We start from the raw sequence: 22,121 nt of genomic DNA, 5'->3' as shown, positions 1-22,121 counted from the left end.
AAAATGCCGTGATCCTCAATCGATCGACTGAGTCTAGACGGCCACCCTGAGGTGCGGCTGCTCCATCTGATTGAAGCTGATAAACCTTGTCAAGATAACCGCCCTGACGTCAAACAATCTGGTATTAATATTCATGAATGTCCAGAGTAAGCAAACAGCTAAAATTCTGGAGCAGCCCTAGCATTAATACAGTCTATTCCTTCCAAAAAATTTACTTTTTTAACACATTTATCCCTCCCTGTTTTGGGACTGACAATGACAATGAGTCAGCCTGTGGAAGCCATCAGCAGAGTGTAAAAGTCCATTGGTCAACAAAATTTCCCTCAGCAATTCTATGAATCTCCTCTAGACCAAGTCTCTAGAGATGAGCAATTTTAACGGAGTCCCTCGATATGGTTTGCGCTTTATTAGTAGTAAATAATGAGCAACTCCCCGCAGGCTGGCGTAAGGCTTTAACAACTGAAGGAATTGCGCTTAAGGTTGTTCCCTCCCTACCCATCGGGATTAAAAGTCTCCAATCAGCCAATGCTGACCTGATTTTTATTAATGGTTTACAGTCAGCTAGCGACACGACGCAATTCTGTCAGCAGTTGCGTCAATCTGAGCCGGGACTAAAGGCTCGCAACGATCTGCCAATTGTCCTGATCACGGCCCCTGGTGACTACGATCCGGCGATTGCCTTGTTAGACTCTGGGGCCGATGAAGTCTGGCTGCAATCGATGCCCGTGACAGAATTTGTCACGCGTCTGCGAGCAGTGGTGCGGCGCTTGCGGACCTTGCAATCAGATCAGTTCCGTCGGGGCAACTTCATCCTCCAGCCGCGATCGCGCCAAGCCTCCTTCGACGGCATCAACCTCAATTTACGACCCGAGGAGTACGACCTACTAGAACTGTTGCTCAGTTCTCCCGATCGCGTCTTTAGTGAGTCGATTTTGCTGCGTATGATTTGGCCTCAATCTGTTGCGCCGAATCCCCTGCAGCTCTCGGAAATTGTGACAGAGCTCAACTACAAACTGGCAGTGGCCGGCTCTCCAGAAAGTTTAGAACTCCTCTACGGCCTCGGTTGGCATTGGCGATCGCAACCCAAGACCCTCGATAACCACGCTGCACAGTCCATAGATGACGCTCCACAAATTCCCAATCGGCAAGCGATTTGGCAACGCTATCGCCATGAGTACTGGCAACGGCTGGATGCGATCGCGATTACCCTGTCAGGTTGGGAGCAGATTCCTGCCATTGAACGGACTGAGGCCTACCGTCATGCTCAGACGTTAGCGGGTGCGCTCGGCAGCTTCGGCTTTGAGAAGGAGTCGCAGAATGCCCGAATTCTGGCGGCTGGATTACACTCCTTGGAGTTAGAAACTGAGGCCAACCCCACTACCCTAGAATCGCTGCTGGCTCAGGTGCAACAGCTGCGGGTGCTGCTCGGAGCCTCGGATGCCCTACCGCCGGTGCGATCGCTCACGCCCTTAGCCCCAGCTTCGGCGATCAATGGCCGACGACTCCGCAATCAGATCGAAGTCTGGAGCCGCGATCGCCAATGGGCGGAAGAAGTTGCCACTAAAGCGAATCTGCGCGGCCTTGGGGCAACGATCCGGCTGGATCTCGACAGTGCGGCCGATAGTCTCGATTCCCAAGCGATCGATCTGCTGATTCTCGAGGTTGCACCCGAGCAACTCGAGGATCCGTTGCTGGTGGATTTAGTCCAGAGTCAACCGCACTTGCCCATTCTGCTGGTCTCCGATAGTAGTTTGCCCTCGCGGATTCAGGCAGCCAGACTGGGTAGCCAGCGCTTTTTTCACAAGTTCGTCAGTGCGGAAGTCATCCTTGATCAGGCCTTTACCTTTCTGGAGCCGCAGGTTACCCCAGACACTGTCCTCATTGCTGATGATGACCCGGCTTTGCTGACCTACCTGCAACAGCTCTTGCAACCCTGGGGCTGGCAATTAACGGTCTGCAAGCGCGGCGAACAATTCTGGGAAATACTCGAGAGCAGTCAGCCTGATCTGATCATCTTGGATGCCGATTTACCGGGCTACAACGGCTTTGAGCTCTGTCGAGCCCTGCGCAGCGATCGCTACTGGATCAATCAGCCCATCCTGATTTTGGCGGAGCGCTACGATTCTGAATTGGTTCAGCAAGCCCTGCGCTACGGCGCTGATGATGTAATCACGAAGCCGATCGCCAGTTCCGAGCTAGTGGCTCGGATTTACAACCGCTTGGAAAAGTACCGCCAGCTCCAGCGGCTGGCTGCCGCCGATAACCTGACTGGTTTGGTGAATCAACGGCGTGCCCGAGAGGTGTTGTCGCTGCTACTAGGCCTGGCCCAGCGCTATCGTCAGCCCTTGACCCTAGCGGTGATTCAACTGTCGCCCCCGCCAGAAGGAGAGGCGATCGCTCCGGGAGTTCATCGACAGCAGCTGATCCAGCTGGCTGCCCGACTCCAGCGCTCTTGCCGCCGCGAGGATGTTGTTGCCCGTTGGACCGATGAGCAATTTGTCTTGGGCTTTTACGGCGTCGGTTGGTCGATCGCGATCCAGCGGATCGAACAGGTGAAATTACTACTCCAGCAGTCCAGAGAGGCTTCAGCGGAGTTGGTGGGTCAGGCTCCGATTCGGATCAGTGCTGGCATTGCCGAATTTCCGATCCATGGAACCGACCTGTCGAGCTTGACTACAGCAGCGATTGATGTGCTCAGCCGAGCTCTAGAGAAGGGCGGCGATCGCATTGTGGTGGCTGAAGGCCGCAGCTTTAGCACCGTCAATGAGGACTTGCTCAGCTAGTTTAAGAGCCAACAACTGGCAATCAACAGCAGCGTCAAGCCATAAAAACTGGCGACCACCTGTGTCTCGCTCCAGCCCCCCAGTTCGAGATGATGGTGCCAAGGAGCCATGCGCAATAAGCGCTTACCTTTGCCATCAGGCCCTTTGGTGGCTTTGTAGTAGCTGACTTGGAGTATGACGGAGATCGATTCCAAGACAAATAAGCCGCCCATCACCAACAGCACCCAGAGGCAGTTAGCCACGATCGCGATCGCGGCGATCGCCCCGCCCAAAGCGAGAGATCCGGTATCACCCATGAAGACACGGGCTGGGTTGCGATTGTGGAGGAGAAAGCCGAGGAAGCCCCCAGCCAAACTGCAGCAGAAGGTCGCGATCGCCGGGTCTTGAGGTGCCAGCCAGAGACCCAAGCCAGCAAGGACAGCGGCACCTGTTCCCCCTGCTAGCCCATCCAACCCATCGGTCAGGTTGGTCGCATTGCTCTCGGACACCAAGGTGAAGACGGCCAAGGGCCAGAACAGCAGACTGAGGGCTAAACTCCAGCCAAAGGGCAGAGTGATCGTCGTGATTGTGCCTTGCCAACCCTGCTGGCTGATCAGCCATAGGCAGAAGAGGAAGGCAGCCCCAAACTGCAGGCAGAGCTTGAGCTTGGGAGAAATTCCTTTGTTGTTGCGATGCCGCAGAATTTGCCAGTCATCCAGCCAACCGATCGTGGCATAGGCCAGCGTCACGAACGCCAGCGCCCACACTAGGGGCGATCGCCCCGCCAGAATCAGGGCAGGCAAGAGGCCAGCAGGAATCGCAAAAATGCCTCCCATGGTCGGGGTTCCGGCTTTTTGCAAATGGGACTGCGGCCCATCTTCGCGAATAAATTGCCCTGCCTTGATGCGACGAAGCAGCGGCACGACCCAGTAGCCGGCGATCGCCGCGAGGCTAAAACCCAACCCCAAAGCCAGCAATTGACTTTGGGGGCTGAACAGCCCAATGTCTAACTGACGATCGCGACCCCAAACCGCAGCCGCCAAGAGAGCGGTTAGGCTGAAAAACAGCTGCTGGCCGGTGGGCTTGTAGTTGCGGAGCGCCTGTCCCCAAGACACAGGAGCCACTCCGCCTAGTCTTCGTCGTAGGAATCGTCTTCGTCGTAATCGTCGTAGGACGAATCCTCAACGCCCATCAAGGCTGAAATTTCCTCTTCCTCAGCGGTCGGGAAGTCGGGTTCTGCGACATTATCGCGGGCGATTAAACGGCCACTGCTTTCGAGCCAAGTCAACAGATCGGGCTCATCCGATGCCGGCAGCAACGGCGCTGGCTGCTGACGGGGATACTGTTTGAGAGAAGGATTTTTGAGCATAGTGGCGGCAACGCAAGCTAGGGCACGATCAATGACTCGCACCGATCTTTTATCCTAACGTAGGGACCGCAGCCATGACGGCTCACTGCTCAGCCCAAAAGCACGACCTGTTGGCAGCGATCGCTGCTTGTTCACAACCGTGGCAGCCTCAACCGGCGGAGGCAGACCGTATCCTGCGGGCGATTGCAGAGCTGGAGGCAATCAATCCTACGCCTGAGCCCACGACGGCAACGGCCCTGCTGGAGGGCGACTGGAAGCTGTTGTTCACCACCAGTTTGGAACTGCTGGGCATCGATCGCTTACCCCTGCTCGCTCTGGGTGAAATTTGGCAATGTCTGCGCCTGAGCGATCGCCGCGTCGTCAACTTAGCTGAGGTGCAAAGTCTTCTGGGGACAGGCTTGGTCAGCGTTGCCGCCCAGTTTGAAGTAGTTTCCGATCGCCGGCTGGAAGTCAGCTTTCAGCGCCTTGTTTTGGGACTGGAGCGCTTCTTGGGCTACCGCAATGTGGCGACTTGGGTCGAGCGACTGGGGCAGGATCAGCGCATTTGGACGGGCATTGATTTCCCGGTTCAGCCCGGCAATCGGCGTGGCTGGATTGAGCTGACGTATCTCGACCAAGACCTGCGGATCAATCGCGGCAATGAAGGCAGCGTCTTTGTCTTGCAACGGCCTGGCACTGGTCAATCCGCATGAAATCAGGACTGTTTTTACTGCAACTCCTCGGTCTGTCGATCGCTATTTCTTGGACAATTCGAGAACTGGGTCCCCGCTTCCCCCTCCCGGCAACCGATACCGTGGCGTTGACTTTGGTTTTGCTGCCACCCCTGCTGCTGGGAGTCGCGCTGGTCTGGCGCTGGCGATCACTCGCGATCGCAGCAAGCCCCCAACCCCAGACTGAGGTTGAGGGCAAATCGCCCTAGGGTTCGAGCGATCAGAACAGCGGGATCAGGTGATCACTGTCGGTTGATCGAAGCCCGTCAAGGTTGTGATCTGGGCGACTTCATCGGCGATTGCAATCAAATCTGCCAGGGCAACTTGGGGATCGAGACCCTGTTTGGTGGTGTCCCCTTCGAAGCGCTCGAGGTAGAGGCGCAGGGTGGCTCCTGCCGTACCAGTACCAGACAAGCGGAAGACCATACGTGAGCCGTCTTCAAAGCCAATACGAATGCCCTGCTGTTCGCTGATGCTGCCATCGACCGGATCTTCGTAGCGGAAGTCGTCGGCGTAGGCAACGGTGTAGGCTCCCAGTTTCTGTCCGGTCAGGCTGGGTAGCTGCGATCGCAGTTTGTCCACCAGCGTACTGGCTCGATCGCTCTCCACCCCTTCGTAGTCGTGGCGAGAGTAGTAGTTGCGGCCGTAGGTGCGCCAGTGTTCTTGGACAATTTCGGCCACGGATTGCTCGCGCACCGCCAGAATATTCAGCCAGAACAGCACGGCCCACAGGCCATCCTTCTCGCGCACATGGTTGGAGCCTGTGCCAAAGCTTTCTTCGCCGCAGAGGGTGACGCGATCGGCATCGAGCAGATTGCCGAAAAACTTCCAACCCGTTGGGGTTTCGTAGCAGGGCAGGTTGAGGGCTTGGGCGACGCGATCGGCCGCCGCACTGGTGGGCATGGATCGCGCAATCCCAGACAGTCCATTGCGGTAGGCCGGCACTAGGCTGGCATTGGCTGCGAGAATCGCCAAGCTGTCGCTAGGGGTCACAAAAAAGTGATTGCCCAAGATCATGTTGCGATCGCCATCGCCATCGGAGGCCGCGCCAAAATCTGGGGCGCGATCGCCAAACAACAGTTCAACCAAGTCGTGGGCGTAGACCAAATTCGGGTCTGGGTGACCCCCGCCAAAGTCTTCCAGCGGCTTGCCATTAAAAACAGTGCCTGCCGCCGCGCCTAGCTCCTTCTCAAAAATCGTGGTGGCGTAGGGACCGGTGACGGCATGCATCGAGTCGATCGCAATCCGTAGCCCCCCCCTCAGGCGATCGCGAATGCGATCGAAGTCAAACAGGGATTGCATCAAGCGGCTGTAGTCGGCGACCGAGTCGATCACCTCAACGGTCATCTCGCCCAGTTGTTGACTACCGAGTCGATCGAGGTCAACGTCACCGGCTTCGAGAATGCGGTAGGCCTCAATTTTGAGGCTGCAGGCATAGATGGCATCGGTGACTTTTTCGGGTGCAGGGCCACCGTTGCTGATGTTGTACTTGATGCCGAAATCGCCCTCAGGGCCCCCTGGGTTGTGGCTAGCCGAGAGGATGATGCCGCCGAAGGCTCCGTTCTGGCGGATTAGGTTGGAGACTGCTGGCGTGGAGAGAATACCGCCTTGTCCAACTAAAACGCGGCCCCAACCATTGGCCGCCGCCATTTTCAGAATGGTTTGGATGGCTGTGCGATTGTAGTAGCGGCCATCACCCCCCAGCACTAACGTCTGGCCCTGATAACCCTCAAGGCTATCGAAGATCGACTGGACAAAGTTTTCGAGATAGTGCCGTTTTTGGAAGACAGGAACTTGCTTGCGCAGGCCGGAGGTACCGGGCTTTTGGTCGCTAAAGGCTTGCGTCGCGACAGTGTGGATATTCATAGGCTCGGGTTTCGCGGCAGACTTCTGGGCAGGATCCCCTAGAGATCGGTGCAGAAGTTGTGGCCATCTTCGCAGAAATGCGCCCCGACTGGCGGTTTCAAGGGTAACCGCACCTTAATTTTCTCTGCTGAGAAAGTTTTCGGTCGAGGGGCGATCGCTTCCGTCACTAGCCCTCAGCCGCCAACCTTAGTCCCCTAGCCTCAACTGCGATGTACCTCGCGGAAGCGTGGCAATTGCACAGCCGCAAAACTCTTACGAGGGCTGGGCGCAACGGTGGTACTGGCGATTGCGGGTTCCAGCGGTGAAGAGAGGAGTTCAGCGGGGACTGGGGGGATCGTGGCTGGGCTTGGAGCTGCTTCGACCGTGGGTTGCAAGCTGGCCAAGAGCTCCATGGGTACTTGCCCTTCCAAGCTCGATTCCAAAGCCCGCTTTAACTGGCAGATATAGCGTTGCTGGCGATCTAAGCGATCGCGAAGTTCTTGGTTTTCTGTGCGCAGACGCTGCACTTGCGCATCGGTTGCGGCTGCAGGCACAGATGGCGGCTGCAAGAGTGGATCAGCCACCGTAGCCTCTAACTGGGCAACCCAATCGAGTAATGCCTCATGCTGCTGACGCAGCGCCTCGTAAAGTTCCCAAGGAATACTGTCAATGACAGGTTCACAGGGCTCAACACGGCTGCGCCGAGGCCGATGGAGCCTAGGAGATTTGCGTTTTGTCATAACCGCACTCTCACACCACCGAGATTCAAGATTTAGGGTATTACGCCTATTTGGATTTGGGTCTTAAGAAAAACTTACTGTTCAATTTCAAACTGTGATGGCTCATCCTGCAGCTGTCTGTATCGCAGTCCACCAAATTGCGAAAAGCCTGACTGGGTCTGAGCTACAGCACTTGTCTTCCTGTGCTTAGCTCCCTAGGAGTCGCGGCGTCGAACGTAACAGTTTGTGTGATGGCGATCGCGCCGTTGCTACAGCGGGTGGACCTAACCACTAGTTATCCAAAACCACTAAGATTCAGGATTCAATTCCTGCATTTTTCGGGAATTGTGATGCGATGCTCACGGTCGCGTGGGCAGCAAAAAGCCCGCTCGCCTCTACCTCGCTGGGAGGGACTGCGATCGGGCTGGGATGACTACAGGCGATCGCCCCTAGTAGTTAGTACTGCGGCACGCTGGGGTCGACGTCTTGACTCCAAGCGTTGATCCCGCCAGCCACGTTCGTGCCGGTGATCCCCGCCTCTTTGAGAATGCCGAGGGCTTTGGCCGATCGCCCTCCCATCTTGCAATGAACGATCAGCTCGCGCTTGCCGTTGAGGAGTTCACGCACTGTCTCAACACCTGCACCGGCTTCGATGTCGGGCAGTGGCACCAAGATGGCTCCTGGAATCGTGGCAATCTCTGCTTCGTGGGGGTTACGCACGTCAATTAGCAAGACTTCCGGATCTTGGCGATCGAGGATGGCCTTGAGTTCCGTGACGCTGATCTCGGGGATCGAGTCCGTGGCAGCTGCTTCGGCTGCTTGCGCTTGGGGGATCCCACAAAACTCTTGGTAATCGATCAGGCGATCGATCACCGGACGCTCTGGATTGGGCCGCAGTTTTAGCTCGCGGAATTTCATATCCAGTGCGTTGTAGAGCAGTAGGCGACCGCTCAGAGTTTGGCCTTGACCCAGAATAATTTTGACCGTCTCGGTTGCCTGAATCACACCGATGATCCCCGGTAAAATGCCGAGCACACCGCCCTCAGCGCAGGAGGGCACCATGCCCGGTGGCGGCGGTTCTGGATAGAGGTCGCGGTAGTTGGGGCCATCCTCGTAGTTGAAAACCGTCGCTTGGCCTTCAAAGCGGAAGATTGAGCCATAGACGTTGGGCTTCCCGAGTAGCACGCAGGCGTCATTGACGAGGTAGCGCGTCGGGAAGTTGTCGGTGCCGTCGACAATCACGTCGTAAGGTTCGAGGATCGACAGCGCATTTTCGGAACTCAGTGCCGTTTCGTAGAGATCGACTTGACAGTAGGGGTTGATCTCGTGGATCCGGTTTTTCGCCGATTCAATTTTGGGCTTGCCCACCCACGAGGTGCCGTGAATGACTTGCCGTTGCAGGTTGGAGTGGTCGACGATATCAAAATCGGCAATCCCAATCCGTCCGATTCCTGCCGCCGCCAGATAGAGCAGCAGTGGTGAACCCAGACCACCGGTACCGATGCAGAGCACCTTGGCAGCCTTGAGACGCTTTTGACCTTCCAGACCCACTTCCGGCAGGATTAAATGCCGAGAGTAGCGGGCGTAGTCGTCTTGGGTGAGTTGAATAGAGTCCGTGTCGAGGTTGAGCATGGATTGAATTAGGGCCCTTAGCCTGCTCAGGTCGGCTCGGCGATCGCGATCGCCTCAAACTGTCGTTGGTCGTTCAGGTGCCAACAACGACAGTCTTCAATCTTACCTTGCGTGACTGAGGCGATGAGGTAAACATACTCAGGCCAAGCCTGCTGGCGATCGCATTCTGAGGGAACCGCCGGATGGTCGGGATGCGAATGATAAATGCCGAGAATTTGCCATTGGCGGTCGCGGCAGTAGCGCTGGGCTTGCAGGAGTGCTTGGGGATCAACTTGATAGCGATCGCAGCGATCGTGATCCTCATCGGTGTCCTCAGGCTGCCAGACATTGGTGGCGGGCCAAACCTGTTCAACTCGTCTGTCCACTCCCAACAGCAAACCGCAACCTTCTTGGGGATAGCACTGCTGTAAATGAACGGCGATCGTGTGACGACAGGTCGCGGGCAGGAGCAGCGTCAGCATGGCAGTAGATGAGGACAGCGCTGCCGATCATGCTAGGCAGGGTGGGGCGATCGCGGCTAGGGTTGAGGTCTACGATCTGCCCTTGAGAGCTTCATGTCCGACCTTTTCACCACGATTCCGGTTGCCCCAGAGGGCTTTCGTTCGGGCTTTGTGGCGCTGATCGGGCGGCCCAATGTGGGCAAGTCAACCTTGATGAACCACTTGGTCGGGCAAAAAATTGCGATTACCTCGCCAGTGGCGCAAACCACCCGCAATCGGCTACGGGGTGTGCTGACGACGGATCAAGTTCAGATTGTCTTTGTCGATACCCCCGGCATTCACAAGCCCCAGCACCAGCTCGGCAGCGTCTTAGTGCAAAACGCCAGCAGTGCGATTCGGATTGTGGACCTCGTGCTGTTTGTTGTTGATGGCAGTGTGCCGGCAGGACGGGGTGATGCTTTTATCGCGGATTTGATTCAACGGGCTGGCGTGCCGACGGTTCTTGGCCTAAACAAGGTCGATCGCCAGTTACCAGAAGATGCAGAAGCGATCGCGGCCAGCTATGCGCAACTCGCGGGCGATCGCGATTGGCCGTTGCAGACCTTCTCAGCCACAACCGGTGCAGGAACAGGTGCTTTGCTGGAACAGCTGACCCACGCTCTAGAACCTGGGCCCTATTACTACCCGCCCGACCTCATCACCGATCAGCCCGAGCGCTTCATCATGGCAGAGCTGATTCGTGAGCAAATTTTGCTGCAAACCCGCGAGGAAGTGCCGCACTCCGTCGCGGTGGTGATTGAACGGGTTGAAGAGGATGAAAAGATCACCCGCATCCTTGCCATGATTTGCGTGGAACGCCCCTCTCAGAAAGCGATCTTGATTGGCAAGGGTGGCTCGATGATGAAGGCGATCGGCAGCGAAGCTCGCCAGCAAATGCAGAAGCTGATCGACGGCAAAATTTACCTAGAACTATTCGTCAAAGTCCAGCCCAAGTGGCGACAATCGCGCAGCCAATTGGAAGAGCTGGGCTACCGACCTGAGAGTGAGTAATTTTGTCCAGGGTCTTCAGAATGCGATCGCTCCTTGTCCAGAACACGGACGACTGGAACGAGCCATCTTGAGCGACTGCCATTTGCCCTAAGCTCAACTGGGATGGGAGACTCGAAGGGTCGAGTCGCAAGCGCTGCCGTGAGCCTGGCTGAATTTTTGGAATCTTGTGCGGGCAAGTGGTTTTCCCAGCGCACGAGCTATCGTCTCGGGGCTACCCAAGACTGGCATCAGTCTGACCAAACTACCCTGTTCGTTGATTTCCTCGCAGCGGATGCACCAGAACTCCAAGCTCTGATAGCTGAGCAAGGCCTCGCCATCGCTGCTCTCCAGAGTCGTTGGGAGGCAACCCCCCAACAGCCAGCCAGCACGAGTCTGTTGGTGTTCCTAGCCGAGGGCGATCGGCTCGTACATCAGCGGGGCGATCGCTGCTGGCAGGGGCGCTACCAGTTTGAAGGCGACCATCGGGGCCTGACGCTGACCACTGAGCAGCCCGATGGGCAGGTAGAAGAACGGTTTTGGTTTGCCCATCCCAACCTGCGCTTGCGGACTAGCTTGATTCGCGATCGCACGGGCCTCAGCCGCAGCTCTTTCTATTCTGAGATTCGGCTCGGCGTCAAACCGCCTGAACCGCCGGCAGAGGTCTAAGCCCCGACACTTCACAAAGCGGCCAGCTAGGTAGACATCCTTCAAGTTTCCTGTCGAGAATAGAAACATCTCAGGAATAAGGCTAAGGATTCGCAATCATGCGCTGCAATGTCGCTTGGCTACTGGGTTGTCTCTCGCTGGGACTGCTGATCCCTCCCGTTCAGGCTGAGAACTGGATTCGGGTTGCTGCTGTCACCAATCCTGATCTAACGATTTTTGTAGAAGCTGCTGTCCAACGCGATGGCAATGGTCGCTATCGTCAAGTGACTGTGCGCTGGGCTGAAGTGGGGCAACCGCCCGCGACTGTGCAGTTGAAGGTGGACTGCCAAGATCCCAATCAAGGTCTGAGCTATGCCCTCAACGGTGGTACTGGGCTGAGCGATCGTTGGCAGGCAGTGAACGCCCGCACCAAAAGTGCTGCTCTCAAGTTTGTCTGTCGGGAGTACTGAAGCGGATGAGCGAGATGCAACCAGAACCCTCGTTTGCGGCGGTCCAAATAACGTTTAGTCAGGGCTGGCAGGTTTACGACAAGATCTTGCAGTACGACTACATGGATCACCAGCAGGTTTACGGCATCCTGCGATCGCACTATCAAAGCCTGACAGAACCCTTTGATCTATTGGAACTGGGTTGTGGCGATGCCAGTCAATCGGTGCCTGCGCTGCAAGGCAGTTTGATTCGTAGCTATCGCGGGGTCGATCTTTCCGCAGTCGCGCTCCAACTGGCTGAAGCCCAGGTCAGCCGGCTCCAGGTGCCGGTGTTGCTGCAGGTGAGTGAATTGCTGGACTATCTGCAATCCTGTCGTGATCGCTTCGACCAAATCTTGGTCGCCTTCGCGGTTCACCACCTCAGCGCGAAACAGAAACAAGCCTTTTGGCAAGCCGCTGGGCAATGTCTGCAGCCTGGCGGCCAACTATTGCTTGCAGATGTCTTTCGGCTTCCCAATGAAAGTCGAGGCCAGTACCTTGATCGCTACCAGCAACTCATGCAAGGCCAATGGTCTGCCATGACGGCGACTGAGCAGGAGTTTATCAACACCCACATTCGCCAGAGTGATTTTCCTGAGACTGACGCTGAGATGCAGGCTTGGGCGCGGGCCGCTGGGTTTACGGCGATTGACTGTCTCTATTTCGGCAATGCCGATACCCAAAAGATTTGGCGCTGCAGCCGCCCTGAGGGCAACAAAAGGGCTGGGCTAGAATAGGCCTAAATTCTATCCTCAGCGGTTTCACCGCGATCGCATGACCTTGGCTTCTCCGTCTTTGCCTACGCTCATTGATGATTCGGCCTTGGCTTTGACCTTGGCAGCAGCAACGGCAGCAGACGATCGCAAGGCAGGAGATATCGCGATTCTGCGGGTCTCTGAGGTGGCCTATCTCGCGGATTATTTCCTGATTTGCAGCGGCTTTTCAATCACGCAAGTTCGTGCGATCGCGCGATCGATTGAAGAAAAACTCAGCGAAGACTTTCAGCGTTTGCCGCTGCGTAGCGAAGGGATGGCTGAAGGTCGTTGGGTACTGCTGGACTACGGTGATCTGATCGTCCATATCTTCCTGCCCCAAGAACGCGAATTCTACGATCTCGAAGCTTTTTGGGGACATGCGGAGCGGCTGCCCTTCGAGCCACCGGCCCCTCCCGACCTGTCATCGTCGAATCTGTAAGCAAACTTGGGCATAACGATGCGATCCGTTTGTCCTGTTCCCGAAGAACAGCAGCCCTTGAATGAATATCAAACTCTGCAGGACTCCTGGTTTTTTAGCTGGGTCTGTCGGCCGGGTTTGGGCTACTATCGTCCCCTGCTTTGGATCTGGGGCTTGAGCTGGCTGATTGCTGCCCCTGTGGCGGCTGCGAGCTTTCGGCCATCGCGGGCTGGTGTGGAGTTTATTGTGAGCGCGGCCGCCGGCGCGGCACTGCCGGTTCTGTTTGCCCAAATTCAGCTCTACAGTGGATGGCGGCATGTGCGCGATCGCCTCGCGGCGGAGAGTGTGCCCTACGAAGAGTCGGGCTGGTACGACGGCCAGTTTTGGCAGAAACCCACGGAAGTGTTGGCTCGCGATCGCCTGCTGGCCAGCTATGAGGTTCAGCCGCTGCTCGATCGACTCAGACAGTCGATTGGCAGTTGTGTGGCGTTTATTGGGGCCAGTGCCTTGCTAATTGTGCTGTTGAGGGCAGGATTGTGAGTTTAACCAAACGGGTACAAACCGCCCCGATCGCGGTGCGGCTGCTACGCGAAGGCATTTTGGAATCCTCCCATTTGGTTGAGGCCGTCGTCTGCGATCGCCGGGGCCGCACCCTGTTTATTGCCGGCAATCCCGAACACAGCAGCTTCATCCGCTCGGCGCTCAAACCCCTGCAGGCCTTGGTTGTGCTCAAGACCGGCACGATGGAGCGCTTTGGGCTGAGCGATCGCGACCTAGCAATTATTTGCAGCTCGCATAAAGGCTCGGTGGAGCAAGCACGGCAGGCTTTCAACATCCTCTGGAAAGCAGATATTGATCAAACGGCGCTGCAATGTCCAACGCCTGTGGGGCGCCGCAGCCCCCTGGAGTACAACTGCTCAGGCAAGCATGCGGGCATGCTGGCAGCTTCTAAGCAGCAGAACTGGCCGCTAGAAGGCTACATGCGGCGATCGCACCCGGTGCAGCAAGCCATCCTCTCGATTGTGGGTGATTTGCTGGGCATTCCAGCCGCTGAGTTCATCGTGGCTCGAGATGACTGCGGGGTTCCTACGGTCTCCATGGAGCTGCAGCAGATGGCGACCCTCTACGCCCATCTCAGTTCTGGTGATAGCCCTGAGCTGGAGCGAATTCAGCGGGCCATGACCTATCACCCCGATTTGATTGCCGGAGAGGGTGAATTTGATACGGAACTGATGCGCCTGACGGAGGGCCGCCTGGTGAGCAAAACCGGCGCCGAAGGCGTGCAGTGCATCGGGCAGGTTGGTGAAGGCTTGGGCTTGGCGATCAAGGTTCAGGATGGTGCCAAGCGAGCCAAAATTGCAGTCGCCATTCAAGCGCTGCGGCAGATCGGTTGGATTAGCCCAGCAATCGCGGATCTTTTAGCAGAGCAGTTCATGGTCATTGCCCCTTGTAAACGCCTTGAAGTCGACGGGGAACTGACCTTACTGTGAGCCAGCGCTAAGGTTCGATACCCACTTGGAATAATCGGTAGGGTTTTAGGGATTGACAGCGGTTGAAAACTCTGACATAGTAGAAATCTGGCTGGCGCGGGGTAGAGCAGCCTGGTAGCTCGTCGGGCTCATAACCCGAAGGTCAGAGGTTCAAATCCTCTCCCCGCCACCAACTAAAGAGTCGCTCAGAGAGCGGCTCTTTTTTGTTGCCTTAACTGCTGAGCGTTGCGAGCATCAATATCCTGCTGAAGCTGGCCTCTAGGCCTCTTCTTCTAGATCATCGGGATAAAGCTGCGCGTAGGCAGGCAGTTCTTCCGGGTCAACGAGTTGTTTCAGCGCTTCCTGCCGTGAGAGTAGGATTCGCTGTGCGAGTCGAGCAGCATCGCCATCGCGGAGATCGGCCTCAACCAGACGATCGAAAAAGTCGCGATAGAGGGTCACCAACTGATGGTGCAGCTCAAATCGCAGCTCGTGGGTGTCCTTGGGCACAGGCTTGAGGGGCAAAACGTTTGCAGTTATCCTACGCTTTCCTTGGGCTGGAACTTGTCGCCAGTGTGCATTTCAGCTTGTATAAAGCAGTAAGAGAGTCTGGGGCGATCGCAGACCGTTCCAACAGGGAGTGAGCACGATGAACTTTCGAAGCGTACAGGGTTGGGCGATCGCCAGTTTGCCCCTGCTGTTGGTCGCTTGTGGCGGCAGTCAAAACAACGACACCGCTGTGACACCCCCAGCGCCCCCAGTCCCTCCACCGGCCTTACCGCCAGTGTCCACCACGCCTGCAGCGCCACCCCCCGGATTGCAACCGGCCATTACCCCGCAACAGCGTCTGCAAACAGTGGTGACGGGTCGAACTGATCCGTTTGGAAACTTGCAAACTGCTGCAGTTGTTCAGTTACCGCCGCCTCCCAAACCCGCCACGCCCGCAGGCGGCGGTACCTCAGGCCCCGGTGGTAGCGCTGGCGGTGGTTCGACCGGACCGGCCGGCATTCCCCTGCCTCCTGTCCCGTTTGCTGAACAAATTGCTGTTACTGGTGTTCTCGTTGCGGCAGGTCAGCCCTTTGCAATTGTCGAAGTCCCTGGCAGCATCGGCGGCTCCCAGCAAGTCCGCGTTGGCTCAACCTTGGCGGGTGGGCGTCTTGTGGTTGCCCAAATTGATGCCTTTGGCTCTGATCCAGTGGTCTACTTCCGCGAACGCGGCGTTCGCCAGCTAATTTCGCGGCGGGTTGGCCAGCCTGCTGTAGCTGGTAATGCAGCTGTCAATATTGTCACCGACCAGATTTTGCAGGCTCCGCCCCCGCCCAGTGGCATCTAGACAATGACAGTTCAGAGCAGAGTCTCCCAGTTACAGCCCATTGCTGGTTGGGGGAGGGACTGAATCTGCCCTTTGACCAGCTTGGCTGATTACAATTGCGATCGCAGACTCTGCATCCTTCATAGGGTGCTGGCATTTTCCAGTCTTTTGAGAACTGAAAATAAGTAATTAAAAACCCTATAAATCAAGGCTGATGATGACCTCTAATTTTCTCTTCAAAAGGAATTTAAATTCTTGCGACTGATTGCAACCCATCCTTGTCACTGTCGGCTTCAAATCTAGGGTTCAAAGGATTCTTGGTGCGATCGCAAGGAGGCGATAACTTAGGCTTTTCATCAAAATCTGGCCCTTGGTTCTGTATCTTTTCTAGCGATCGAGCTGGTCACCATTGAGTACGATCAATTGACTAGCTTTTTTGGGAAAGTCCATGAGCGGCAACGCAGCCCGGGTTAACGCTGTCCACCAGATCACCAATCGGGAGCCGCTACCTTCTAAGCCTCCGATGTCCCTTGAAGCGATCTGGGCAGAGAACGTCTTTGACCTCAGCAAGATGCAGGCAAGGCTCCCTAAAGCTGTCTTCAAGTCGATCAAGAACACCATTGTTACGGGGCAAAAGCTCGATCCATCGGTGGCTGATGCAGTTGCCACAGCCATGAAAGACTGGGCGATGTCGAAAGGGGCGCTCTACTACGCCCACGTCTTCTATCCCATGACCAACGTTACCGCCGAGAAGCACGATGGCTTTATCTCGGTTCAGGGCGATGGCAAGGTCATTTCTGAGTTCTCGGGCAAGGTGCTGGTACAAGGGGAACCGGACGGCTCCTCCTTCCCCAATGGTGGTATTCGCGACACCTTTGAAGCGCGGGGCTACACCGGCTGGGACGTGACCAGCCCGGCCTACATCATGGAAACCGACAATGGTTCCACGCTCTGCATCCCGACCGTTTTTGTCTCCTGGACTGGTGAAGCCCTTGATAAGAAAGTGCCGCTGCTGCGATCGATCGCAGCCATGGACAAAGCTGCGCGTAAGGTTTTGACCCTACTGGGCAACACTGAAGTCTCTCAGGTCAACTCCAGCTGTGGTGCTGAACAAGAGTATTTCTTGGTCGATGCCAACTTTGCCGCCCAGCGTCCTGATTTGCTCCTTGCCGGTCGCACCCTGTTTGGCCGTCCCTCGGCCAAAGGCCAGGAATTTGATGACCACTACTTTGGGGCTATCCCCGAGCGGGTGCAGGTCTTCATGCAAGACGTGGAGGAGACCCTGTATAAACTTGGCATCCCTGCGAAAACCCGCCACAACGAGGTGGCTCCAGGTCAGTTTGAAATTGCGCCGTTCTTTGAAGCCGCCAACGTGGCTAGCGATCACCAGCAGCTGATCATGACGGTGCTCAAACAGACAGCCAAGAAACATGGTTTTATGTGCCTGCTGCACGAAAAACCTTTCGCAGGCATCAATGGCTCGGGCAAACACGTCAACTGGTCAGTTGGCAACGCAACCCAAGGCAACCTACTCGATCCGGGTGACTCGCCCCACGATAATGCTCAGTTCTTGGTCTTCTGTGGCGCTGTGATTCGCGGTGTCCACAAATATGGGCCGCTGATGCGAGCCGCGATCGCAACGGCCAGCAACGATCACCGCTTGGGTGCGAACGAAGCTCCGCCGGCGATCATGTCGGTCTACTTGGGCACGCAGCTGGAAGAGGTGTTTGAGCAGATCAAAACTGGCACCGTCACCGAATCTAAGCAGAAAGGGATCATGGATTTGGGCGTAGATGTTCTGCCCTACCTGACCAAAGATGCAGGCGATCGCAACCGGACCTCACCCTTCGCCTTTACGGGCAATCGCTTTGAGTTCCGTGCTGTCGGTGCTAGCCAATCGGTTTCAGGGCCGTTGATCGTCTTGAATACGATCTTGGCGGACTCGCTCGACTGGATAGGCAATCGGCTCGAGAGCGAACTCGCCAAAGGTTTGGATCTGAACACGGCCATCCTCACTGTCCTCAAAGAGGTGATGGAAGAACACGGCAACGTGATCTTCGGTGGCAATGGTTATTCCGAGGAATGGCACCGCGAAGCAGTCGAGAAACGGGGCTTGGCTAACTTGCCGACAACGGCTGATGCTCTGCCGGTGCTCAAAGAGGAGTACATCGAGGATCTGTTCAAGAAAACCGGTGTGCTTACGCCCGTTGAACTGGAAAGCCGCTTCGAGGTCTACGCCGAGCAATACATCCTCTCGATTGAGGTGGAAGCGAAGCTCGCCGTCAGTATTGCCAAAACGATTATCTATCCAGCGGCAGTGGAATACCTAGCGAAGCTGTCGGGAACCATCGCCAGCCTCAGTGGCTTGGGCATCGATTTCGAGAAGGAAAGCGCCAGAAAAATTGCTGAACTGACGAGTTCGTTGGTGGGTGCGGCGACCCAGCTCAGTGAAGCCTTGGAGCATGAATCCTCTGACACGGTTGAGCATCTGCAGTACTGCGCTAAAACGCTCCGTCCGTTGATGGATAACGTTCGCACCTACGCAGATGCCCTTGAGGCTGAAGTGGCGGATAGCTTCTGGCCGCTGCCGACCTACCAAGAGATGCTGTTCATCAAATAGGGGTGGCGACGGGCTAAGGACTCAGTCTGTGAGCCGAATTCAGTGTTGGGGGTTGATTGGCCTCCAACACTTTCTTGTTTGTAGAGCGTGGCGATCGCGGGCTGCTGTCCCTTCTCTACACTCAAAACAGAACCGCTCTGGAAGACTCAGATGCTGAACGATCGCGATCGCGCCAAACTGCAGAAACTGAAGCAGCAGATGCAGGCTCCTGCACCAGAGCCCCCCAAAGAAGCTGAAGTTTCACTACGGCAGGAGTTTGATGACCTGCTCCAAGGTCGGAAGCGGATCAAGCCGCAGACAACAGGGAAGAGCAAGACCCAGACAGAAGCTCTGCCGGCCAACGACTATGTTGAGTTTCGAAAACTTTTGCTGGAAGATTCGGGCGATCGCCCTCGACAAGATTGAAGAGTTCCTTAAATTTGCTGATCGATCCCCCAAAACTCCAGACAATGGCGGCGCGAGATATCCACTTCGCTAATCGTGACAGGAGACCAAGCCCCCTCGTTGGGGCTTTTTTATTGAGGGTGAGAGAACCAAAGCAAGTTGGTAGGATCAAACCCGGCTGCCCAACCGAAAAACGCATGGATATCCGCAACGGCTTTATCGACACCATCGGGAATACGCCGCTGATTCGCCTCAACAGCCTGAGCGAGGCGACTGGCTGTAACATTCTCGGCAAAGCCGAGTTCCTCAACCCGGGTGGATCGGTCAAGGATCGGGCGGCGCTGTTCATCATTGAAGACGCCGAGCGGCAGGGTAAATTACGGCCGGGCGGGACGGTTGTTGAAGGAACGGCGGGCAATACGGGCATCGGTCTAGCACATATCTGCAATGCCAAGGGCTACCGCTGCCTGATTGTGATTCCTGAGACGCAATCGCAGGAAAAGATTGACCTACTACGAACACTGGGCGCGGAAGTGCGAACTGTCCCTGCAGTGCCCTATCGCGATCCCAACAACTACGTCAAAGTCTCGGGGCGCCTCGCAGAAGAACTGGACAATGCTATTTGGGCGAACCAATTCGACAATTTAGCCAACCGCCAAGCCCACTACGCGACAACTGGCCCCGAAATTTGGCAGCAGACCGAAGGAACTGTTGATGCGTGGGTGGCGGCAACGGGTACCGGTGGAACCTATGCGGGTGTTGCACTCTACCTGAAAGAGCAAAGTTCTAAGGTGCGCTGCGTTGTGGCTGACCCGATGGGCAGCGGCCTCTACAGCTGGGTCAAAACCGGCGAAATTCATCTCGAAGGTAGCTCAGTCACCGAAGGCATCGGCAACAGCCGGATTACGGCCAACATGCAAGATGTACCGATCGACGATGCGATTCAGATTGCTGACCCTGAAGCCCTGGAGATCATCTATCAACTGCTGCACCGCGATGGCCTCTTCATGGGCGGCTCCGTGGGGATCAATGTCGCGGCGGCCTATCGCCTCGCCAAGGAAATGGGGCCGGGCCACACGATCGTGACGGTACTTTGTGATGGCGGTGCCCGCTATCAATCGCGACTCTTCAACGCCGAGTGGCTGGCCTCAAAAGGGCTGCAAATGCCGCAGGTGACAACATGAAGCGCGATCGCATTCCCGCACTACTGGCTTGGATTGCCGCTAAGTATGCGGAAGAGCTGGATGCGCGTCTTCTGGCCACGCCAACAGAAGAACTCTGGGGTCGGCACATTATTTGGCTCTTTTTGTTGACGCGCAGCGAGCAGGAGGATCCGAGCGATCGCCGAGCTATCAATAATTTCCTCGCGGAACTGGCTGATGAGGAGATGGCAGCCGCTCGGCAAATCTTCTTCCAGATTATTGAGAAGCGGCGTTCTGAAAACCTGGCGACTCAAGCTCCTGATTTGGCCTAGTCCAAGCTGGCAAGGAGTGCGGTGGCTTCTTGACAGAGGCGATCGTGGGCGGGACCGTTGCTGGCAATCAAGCAACCCCACTGGCTGATATCGCCGGTGTTGTAGCGAAGAGCAGAACCATCGGCATGGCTGAAGCGCCCACCGGCTTCGAGCAGGAGTAGCTCGGGGGCGGCCATGTCCCAATCTTTCGGGGCTGATTTACCCGAGAGAGAGAGGTAAACATCGGCGCGTTGTTCTGCGATCGCGACAATTTTGACGCCGACACTGCCCACATAAATCTGCTGCGGCAAAGAAAGGCGATCGAGCAATTGCTGGAAGCGATCGCCCCGATGGGTTCGGCTGGCAACCAGAATCAGATCCTCTTGGCGATCGGAAACCGTCAATTTCGTCTGAGTGCCGTCTTGCGTTTCGCGGTAGCAGCCCTGGCCTTGTACCGCCCAATAAAGCAACTGCTGAGCGGGTATTGCGACGACCGCCAAGACCGGGCGCTGTTGGTAGGTCAGGGCAATCTGCACCGCAAATTCGCCGGTGTGATCGATGAAATCGCGGGTGCCATCCAAGGGGTCGATGATCCAAACCCACTCTTCCGGCAGTGGCAAAGTCAGCGCGGTGCGATCGCTCTCTTCGCTGAGGTAGCCGAAGGGCTGATCGGCAAAAGCGGTTTGTAGCCGTTCCAGAACGTGGCGATGAATTGCCAAATCCGCTGCCGTGACGGGGTCATCCCCCTCCTGCCACAGCTTCGGTGCTGCTTCAGACTGAGCGGTGTAGAACTGCAGTGCAATGTCTGCCGCTTCCCAGCCGACTTGACGGGCGATCGCGAGAACTGACTCGACGGGTTGACCGGCGATCGACTGGAGAGGGGACATAGCACTCTAGACTCGGCATGGAGATTCTACCCCTGCACTGTGACCGAGCCTTGTCCTAGTACGCTCTACCTCGTCGGCACGCCGCTCGGCAACCTCGAGGACATCAGCTATCGCGCCGTCAAAATTTTGCGCGGGGTAGATGCGATCGCAGCTGAAGATACGCGGCGTACGGGGCGATTGTTACAAGCTTTGGGTATCGATCGCCCCCAGGTGAGCTACCACGAGCACAATCGTCAGCAGCGCGGACCAGAGCTGATTGCCCGTCTGCAAGCGGGTCAGAGCATCGCCTTGGTCAGTGATGCCGGCATGCCCGCGATCGCCGATCCGGGGCAGGAATTGGTGCAAGCCGCGATCGCCGCAGGCTTAACGGTGGTGCCGATCGCTGGCCCCAGTGCGGTGATCGCAGCCCTCTGTGCTTCGGGACTGTCGAGTGATCGCTTTGCCTTTGAAGGCTTTTTGCCGGCTAAACGCAAGGCACGACGCGATGTTTTGCAATCGCTCCATCAGGAAGCCCGAACGCTGATCTTCTATGAGTCGCCCCATCGCCTACGCGACACACTGGAAGACCTCGCAGCGGTTTTTGGGGGCGATCGCGCGATCGTCTTAGCCCGCGAACTCACCAAGCTACACGAGGAGTTTTGGCGCGGCAGTGTGACCGAAGCGATCGCGGAATTTACGCGGCGGGAACCCCAAGGAGAATTTACGTTGGTCGTGGCTGGTGCAGTGGTGCAAACCCAAGCGCTCAGCGAAGACACACTCCGGCAAGAGTTAGCAACACTGTTGGCGGCGGGCGTCTCCCGCTCTGAAGCCAGTCGGACGCTCGCGGCTCAAACCGGTACTCCTAAGCGGCGGCTCTATCAACTTGCCCTCGAAGTGCCACTGCCGGAAGATGAAGGCGCTGCCTCTCCAGAGCCATGAAAGGACTCGTCACATTTCTGATCTGCCTGATCTGCACCCTCTGGTTGGGGGCGATCGCGGCTTTGACAGCACAAAATCCCAGCTTGGTCAGTGTGCGCTTGCTGGTGTTGGAAAGTGTGCGGATCCCGTTAGGACTGGCGATCGCTGGAGGTGTGGGAGTAGGGCTAATGGCAGGCGCGCTGCTTCAACTTTTTGTGCGTCGTCCCTAGCCGCAAGGGCAGTTGGTTCAGATCAGTCACAGGTAAAAGGGATCGTTAAACTGGGGC

At 56.6% G+C, this 22,121-nt stretch carries 25 protein-coding genes and 1 tRNA gene; 18 read left to right on the top strand and 8 right to left on the bottom strand.

Annotated elements, in window-relative coordinates:
* Window positions 1-392: 392 nt before the first annotated feature.
* Entirely contained in the window at window positions 393-2,783 is a 2,391-nt protein-coding gene (locus SYC_RS07185) for a response regulator (protein ID WP_011243666.1), read from the top strand.
* Here SYC_RS07185 and mraY read toward each other — a convergent pair.
* Together mraY and SYC_RS07175 are read right to left on the bottom strand one after the other, a co-directional pair.
* On the bottom strand, window positions 2,780-3,886 hold the full coding sequence (gene mraY, locus SYC_RS07180) for a phospho-N-acetylmuramoyl-pentapeptide-transferase (RefSeq protein WP_011243665.1): 1,107 nt from the start codon (window positions 3,884-3,886) through the stop codon (window positions 2,780-2,782). The genes SYC_RS07185 and mraY overlap by 4 nt on opposite strands.
* A 5-nt stretch (window positions 3,887-3,891) precedes the next feature.
* A complete protein-coding gene (locus tag SYC_RS07175; protein WP_199290676.1) occupies window positions 3,892-4,131 on the bottom strand; it encodes a DUF3134 domain-containing protein in 240 nt (79 codons plus the stop codon).
* 74 nt (window positions 4,132-4,205) lie between these two features.
* Here SYC_RS07175 and SYC_RS07170 point away from each other — a divergent pair, with 74 nt between their 5' ends.
* Entirely contained in the window at window positions 4,206-4,823 is a 618-nt protein-coding gene (locus SYC_RS07170; RefSeq protein WP_011243663.1) for a PAP/fibrillin family protein, read from the top strand.
* Window positions 4,820-5,050, top strand: coding sequence for a hypothetical protein (locus SYC_RS07165; protein WP_011377471.1), 231 nt, complete (start codon window positions 4,820-4,822; stop codon window positions 5,048-5,050). Before SYC_RS07170 ends, SYC_RS07165 begins: the two co-directional genes overlap by 4 nt.
* Window positions 5,051-5,075: 25 nt before the next feature.
* Here SYC_RS07165 and SYC_RS07160 read toward each other — a convergent pair whose 3' ends face one another.
* The 4 genes from SYC_RS07160 to SYC_RS07145 all read right to left on the bottom strand — a co-directional run bounded on the left by SYC_RS07160 (window position 5,076) and on the right by SYC_RS07145 (window position 9,498).
* The gene (locus SYC_RS07160; protein ID WP_011243662.1) at window positions 5,076-6,707 is read right to left on the bottom strand and encodes an alpha-D-glucose phosphate-specific phosphoglucomutase; all 1,632 of its coding nucleotides are present in this window, start codon (window positions 6,705-6,707) and stop codon (window positions 5,076-5,078) included.
* A gap of 200 nt (window positions 6,708-6,907) precedes the next feature.
* The gene (locus SYC_RS07155; RefSeq protein WP_011243661.1) at window positions 6,908-7,426 is read right to left on the bottom strand and encodes a hypothetical protein; all 519 of its coding nucleotides are present in this window, start codon (window positions 7,424-7,426) and stop codon (window positions 6,908-6,910) included.
* A 435-nt stretch (window positions 7,427-7,861) separates the two neighbouring features.
* The gene (moeB, locus tag SYC_RS07150; RefSeq protein ID WP_011243660.1) at window positions 7,862-9,037 is read right to left on the bottom strand and encodes a molybdopterin-synthase adenylyltransferase MoeB; all 1,176 of its coding nucleotides are present in this window, start codon (window positions 9,035-9,037) and stop codon (window positions 7,862-7,864) included.
* Window positions 9,038-9,063: 26 nt separating this feature from the next.
* Window positions 9,064-9,498, bottom strand: coding sequence for a Mov34/MPN/PAD-1 family protein (locus tag SYC_RS07145; protein ID WP_011243659.1), 435 nt, complete (start codon window positions 9,496-9,498; stop codon window positions 9,064-9,066).
* A gap of 93 nt (window positions 9,499-9,591) precedes the next feature.
* Between SYC_RS07145 and era the strand changes: the two genes are divergently transcribed.
* The 8 genes from era (at window position 9,592) to SYC_RS07105 (ending at window position 14,474) form a co-directional block, all read left to right on the top strand.
* Window positions 9,592-10,527 (top strand): GTPase Era, encoded by a 936-nt coding sequence (era, locus tag SYC_RS07140; RefSeq protein ID WP_011243658.1) that lies wholly within the window; start codon window positions 9,592-9,594, stop codon window positions 10,525-10,527.
* 138 nt (window positions 10,528-10,665) lie between these two features.
* A complete protein-coding gene (locus SYC_RS07135; protein WP_231621364.1) occupies window positions 10,666-11,172 on the top strand; it encodes a phycobiliprotein lyase in 507 nt (168 codons plus the stop codon).
* 98 nt (window positions 11,173-11,270) lie between these two features.
* A complete protein-coding gene (locus SYC_RS07130) occupies window positions 11,271-11,621 on the top strand; it encodes a hypothetical protein (protein WP_011243656.1) in 351 nt (116 codons plus the stop codon).
* A 5-nt stretch (window positions 11,622-11,626) separates the two neighbouring features.
* Window positions 11,627-12,376, top strand: coding sequence for a class I SAM-dependent methyltransferase (locus SYC_RS07125; RefSeq protein ID WP_011243655.1), 750 nt, complete (start codon window positions 11,627-11,629; stop codon window positions 12,374-12,376).
* A 37-nt stretch (window positions 12,377-12,413) separates the two neighbouring features.
* A complete protein-coding gene (gene rsfS / locus SYC_RS07120; RefSeq protein ID WP_011243654.1) occupies window positions 12,414-12,833 on the top strand; it encodes a ribosome silencing factor in 420 nt (139 codons plus the stop codon).
* Window positions 12,834-12,851: 18 nt separating this feature from the next.
* Complete coding sequence (locus tag SYC_RS07115; protein WP_011243653.1) at window positions 12,852-13,352, top strand: CGLD27 family protein; 501 nt, start codon at window positions 12,852-12,854, stop codon at window positions 13,350-13,352.
* On the top strand, window positions 13,349-14,302 hold the full coding sequence (locus tag SYC_RS07110) for an asparaginase (RefSeq protein ID WP_011243652.1): 954 nt from the start codon (window positions 13,349-13,351) through the stop codon (window positions 14,300-14,302). The genes SYC_RS07115 and SYC_RS07110 overlap by 4 nt, the downstream gene beginning before the upstream one ends.
* A 95-nt stretch (window positions 14,303-14,397) precedes the next feature.
* Window positions 14,398-14,474 (top strand) — tRNA-Met (locus SYC_RS07105).
* Between the two features lie 86 nt (window positions 14,475-14,560).
* Here the strand turns inward: SYC_RS07105 and SYC_RS07100 are convergent.
* Complete coding sequence (locus SYC_RS07100; RefSeq protein ID WP_011377473.1) at window positions 14,561-14,791, bottom strand: hypothetical protein; 231 nt, start codon at window positions 14,789-14,791, stop codon at window positions 14,561-14,563.
* A gap of 139 nt (window positions 14,792-14,930) precedes the next feature.
* Here SYC_RS07100 and SYC_RS07095 point away from each other — a divergent pair, with 139 nt between their 5' ends.
* From SYC_RS07095 to SYC_RS07075, 5 genes are all read left to right on the top strand, one after another.
* On the top strand, window positions 14,931-15,614 hold the full coding sequence (locus SYC_RS07095; RefSeq protein ID WP_011377474.1) for a hypothetical protein: 684 nt from the start codon (window positions 14,931-14,933) through the stop codon (window positions 15,612-15,614).
* A 427-nt stretch (window positions 15,615-16,041) separates the two neighbouring features.
* Window positions 16,042-18,213 (top strand): glutamine synthetase III, encoded by a 2,172-nt coding sequence (locus SYC_RS07090; protein WP_011243650.1) that lies wholly within the window; start codon window positions 16,042-16,044, stop codon window positions 18,211-18,213.
* Between the two features lie 87 nt (window positions 18,214-18,300).
* Entirely contained in the window at window positions 18,301-18,618 is a 318-nt protein-coding gene (locus tag SYC_RS07085; RefSeq protein ID WP_039755496.1) for a hypothetical protein, read from the top strand.
* A 176-nt stretch (window positions 18,619-18,794) separates the two neighbouring features.
* Window positions 18,795-19,781: a cysteine synthase A gene (locus SYC_RS07080; RefSeq protein WP_039755494.1), complete on the top strand. Its 987-nt coding sequence runs from the start codon at window positions 18,795-18,797 to the stop codon at window positions 19,779-19,781.
* The gene (locus tag SYC_RS07075; RefSeq protein ID WP_011377476.1) at window positions 19,778-20,071 is read left to right on the top strand and encodes a hypothetical protein; all 294 of its coding nucleotides are present in this window, start codon (window positions 19,778-19,780) and stop codon (window positions 20,069-20,071) included. Before SYC_RS07080 ends, SYC_RS07075 begins: the two co-directional genes overlap by 4 nt.
* Here SYC_RS07075 and SYC_RS07070 read toward each other — a convergent pair.
* On the bottom strand, window positions 20,068-20,937 hold the full coding sequence (locus tag SYC_RS07070; protein ID WP_011243648.1) for a 3'(2'),5'-bisphosphate nucleotidase CysQ family protein: 870 nt from the start codon (window positions 20,935-20,937) through the stop codon (window positions 20,068-20,070). The genes SYC_RS07075 and SYC_RS07070 overlap by 4 nt on opposite strands.
* Window positions 20,938-20,976: 39 nt before the next feature.
* On the opposite strand from SYC_RS07070, the gene rsmI reads away from it, so the two are divergent.
* Entirely contained in the window at window positions 20,977-21,855 is an 879-nt protein-coding gene (gene rsmI, locus SYC_RS07065) for a 16S rRNA (cytidine(1402)-2'-O)-methyltransferase (protein WP_011243647.1), read from the top strand.
* On the top strand, window positions 21,852-22,064 hold the full coding sequence (locus SYC_RS07060; RefSeq protein ID WP_011377477.1) for a lipopolysaccharide assembly protein LapA domain-containing protein: 213 nt from the start codon (window positions 21,852-21,854) through the stop codon (window positions 22,062-22,064). Before rsmI ends, SYC_RS07060 begins: the two co-directional genes overlap by 4 nt.
* Window positions 22,065-22,121: the final 57 nt, after the last annotated feature.

This window comes from Synechococcus elongatus PCC 6301 (genome assembly GCF_000010065.1).
GTDB classification, from domain to species: domain Bacteria; phylum Cyanobacteriota; class Cyanobacteriia; order Synechococcales; family Synechococcaceae; genus Synechococcus; species Synechococcus elongatus.
This window is presented reverse-complemented; position numbering and strand designations above follow the sequence as displayed.